4 protein-coding genes are annotated in these 2,341 nt (G+C 41.9%); 2 read left to right on the plus strand and 2 right to left on the minus strand.

The window, feature by feature from the left end; translation table 11 throughout:
• Positions 1-72 precede the first annotated feature (72 nt).
• Positions 73-573, minus strand: coding sequence for a M48 family metallopeptidase (locus ACP45E_RS05545; RefSeq protein WP_017034106.1), 501 nt, complete (start codon positions 571-573; stop codon positions 73-75).
• 156 nt (positions 574-729) lie between these two features.
• On the opposite strand from ACP45E_RS05545, the gene ACP45E_RS05550 reads away from it, so the two are divergent.
• On the plus strand, positions 730-957 hold the full coding sequence (locus tag ACP45E_RS05550; protein ID WP_017034107.1) for a glutaredoxin family protein: 228 nt from the start codon (positions 730-732) through the stop codon (positions 955-957).
• A gap of 18 nt (positions 958-975) precedes the next feature.
• Here the strand turns inward: ACP45E_RS05550 and ACP45E_RS05555 are convergent, their stop codons facing one another.
• A complete protein-coding gene (locus ACP45E_RS05555) occupies positions 976-1,845 on the minus strand; it encodes a LysR family transcriptional regulator (RefSeq protein ID WP_017034108.1) in 870 nt (289 codons plus the stop codon).
• A 111-nt stretch (positions 1,846-1,956) separates the two neighbouring features.
• Between ACP45E_RS05555 and ACP45E_RS05560 the strand changes: the two genes are divergently transcribed.
• A partial coding sequence (locus tag ACP45E_RS05560) for an MFS transporter (RefSeq protein ID WP_141707238.1) occupies positions 1,957-2,341 on the plus strand: 385 nt, incomplete at its 3' end.

A 2,341-nucleotide genomic window follows, 5' to 3' on the forward strand; every position in this document is an offset into this window, starting at 1 on the left:
GTTTTTGACTGAACCATCGTTTTTAAATGACCGATCGCTCTATTGTTTTTTTTGCTTGGTTTCATATCGACATTACTTATCTTTAAGGTCTTGATAAATCATAAATAGACGTGCATCCAGTTCAAGCTGATGATAGTCCGCTTCCATATGACAGCACAGCTGATAAAAGGCCTTATCGTGGTTCTTTTCTTTAATATGAGCAAGCTCATGAACCACTAACATACGCAGTAACGGTTCTGGCGCCGTTCTAAAAATACTCGCAATTCGAATTTCATTCTTGGACTTTATCTTGCTGCCATGCACTTTACTGACATAGGTATGAAGACCAAGTGCATTGTTGATAAGGTGTATCTTACTGTCGTAAATGACTTTGCTCAGCGGCGCGGTTTTCTTCATATAACGATTTTTAATCGCCATCGTATAATCAAAAAGGGCTTTCTCGCTCTTAATCGTATGGTTTTGTGGGTAGCGTGATTCAAACCAAGTGACCAGTTTATTGGCTGAAACCAATTGTTCGACCTGGGAAACAATATGATCTGGATAGCCCTGAACATAACGAAGTGATGGATGCATAGTTAAGATAACGACCGTGGCTGTTGGCCGCTAAGTTTATCGGATTTGGCTTAACGATTCATTGATTTTGTCAGTGTGACTTTTCTCAGTGTGTAATTTCGGCTAAACTCCGCGCTTGAATTTTCGCCCTTAGTGGTCACCAATTAAGAGTCTTATATGAAACGTTTAGTCCTGTATGTCGCCGATAAATGCCCTCATTGCAAAGATGCTCAACGTTATCTTGATTCAAAAGGTCTCAAATATCGCCTCACCAATGCCAAAATGCAAAGAGGCAGAAAAGAGCTACAGGCGATGGGAGCGCGCTCGATCCCTGTGCTTAAAATTGGTGATCAGGTGATGGTAGGTTGGGACCAAAAAACGTTTGATAGAATGTACCGCTCGTAATCAAATACACGTCTTTCTCTAGACATACTGCTTAACAAAGTCGATGAATGTTCTATCGGCTTTAGACTGATACCCGTCTTTTCGCCATGCCAAAGCCAGATCTAGCTTTACCGGCTCCTCAAATGGAATCCCCACCACACCCTGTTCATTATCGGTGACGAGCTTCAATAACGCAGTAATGGCAAATTCTCGTTTTACAATCGTCAGTATCATTGGGATCAAGTTGGTTTCAAAAGAGAACTGCGGAGTAAACTGATTTTCGATAGACACACGATCAATAAACTCTCGGTGAAAATAGCCCGGCTTAAACATCACCAATTCATGTTCAAAAAACTCGGAATATTTTACTGATCTATTTTGTGCCAAAGGATGAGTTTCAGACACCACGGCAACCATCTCGCCGGTCACTAGGTAATCGGTATCAAGATCTTCCGGTATATCGTTATTCACAATAACGCCAATATCCAGTTCTCCATCCAATAGCATTTTCCGAATCGACTGCGTTCCCGCATCGACCAGTGTCAGTTTCAAATTTGGGTAATGGGATTTAAAAGCCATCAAGATTTCAGGAAAAAAGTAAGACCCCATCATACTAGGAGCCCCTAAGCGGACTTCTCCTTTTTCCAATCCAATCAGTTCATCCATGGCAAGCTTGGCATCATCTAACTGTTGCAAAATACGTTTTGCATGTTCGAGTAACACTTTCCCTTCATGGGTTAGCTCTACTTTTCTGTCTTGCCTTTTAAAGAGTACCACGCCAAGTTGCTGTTCAAATTTTTTTATCGAGATACTTAAGGCGGGTTGAGCAATATGTAACGCCTTTGCTGCCATAGTAAAATGACCAAGCTCAGCGACTTTGACGAAGTGTTTTAGATGACGAGTTTCCATGGCATTAACTTAATATATCGAGTTGATAGTTTTAATATATTTTATTAATCACAATTTCACTGCTAATTTCATCACATTACCTCGCAATTTATTGACGTTCAGGACAACAAAATGGCTGAGTTTGGCAGCACCCGTTATAAAAAAATCACGTTAAGCTTGGCACTGGGCTCATTTTTGGTGTTCTGCAACCTTTACCTATTTCAGCCAATCCTTCCTTTGCTCGCCAAAGAATTTGCGGTATCAGAAACTCAGATTAACGGTCTGTTTGCTGCGTCGACGTTTGCGCTTTCTATTTTCCTCGTACCTTGGGCCATTTGCTCGGAATCCTTTGGCCGCAAAAAAGTCATGCTAGGAGGCATTTTTTCTATGCCTTTGATTGGCTTATTGATGCTTCTTAGCGACAGCTTTGGGCTGCTGCTCCTGACCCGAGGATTAATGGGGGTGGCGTTGGCCGCGTTTGCTTCCGTGGCCGTTGCCTACATGGTTGAAGAGCTAA

Origin of the sequence: Vibrio genomosp. F10 str. 9ZD137 (assembly GCF_049974785.1) — a bacterium.
In the GTDB taxonomy this organism is placed as follows: domain Bacteria; phylum Pseudomonadota; class Gammaproteobacteria; order Enterobacterales; family Vibrionaceae; genus Vibrio.

Coding starts and splice junctions, on each gene's coding strand:
- ACP45E_RS05555 (WP_017034108.1), bottom strand. CDS start 1,845: ATGGAAACTCGTCATCTAAAACACTTCGTCAAAGTCGCTGAGCTTGGT.
- ACP45E_RS05550 (WP_017034107.1), top strand. CDS start 730: ATGAAACGTTTAGTCCTGTATGTCGCCGATAAATGCCCTCATTGCAAA.
- ACP45E_RS05545 (WP_017034106.1), bottom strand. CDS start 573: ATGCATCCATCACTTCGTTATGTTCAGGGCTATCCAGATCATATTGTT.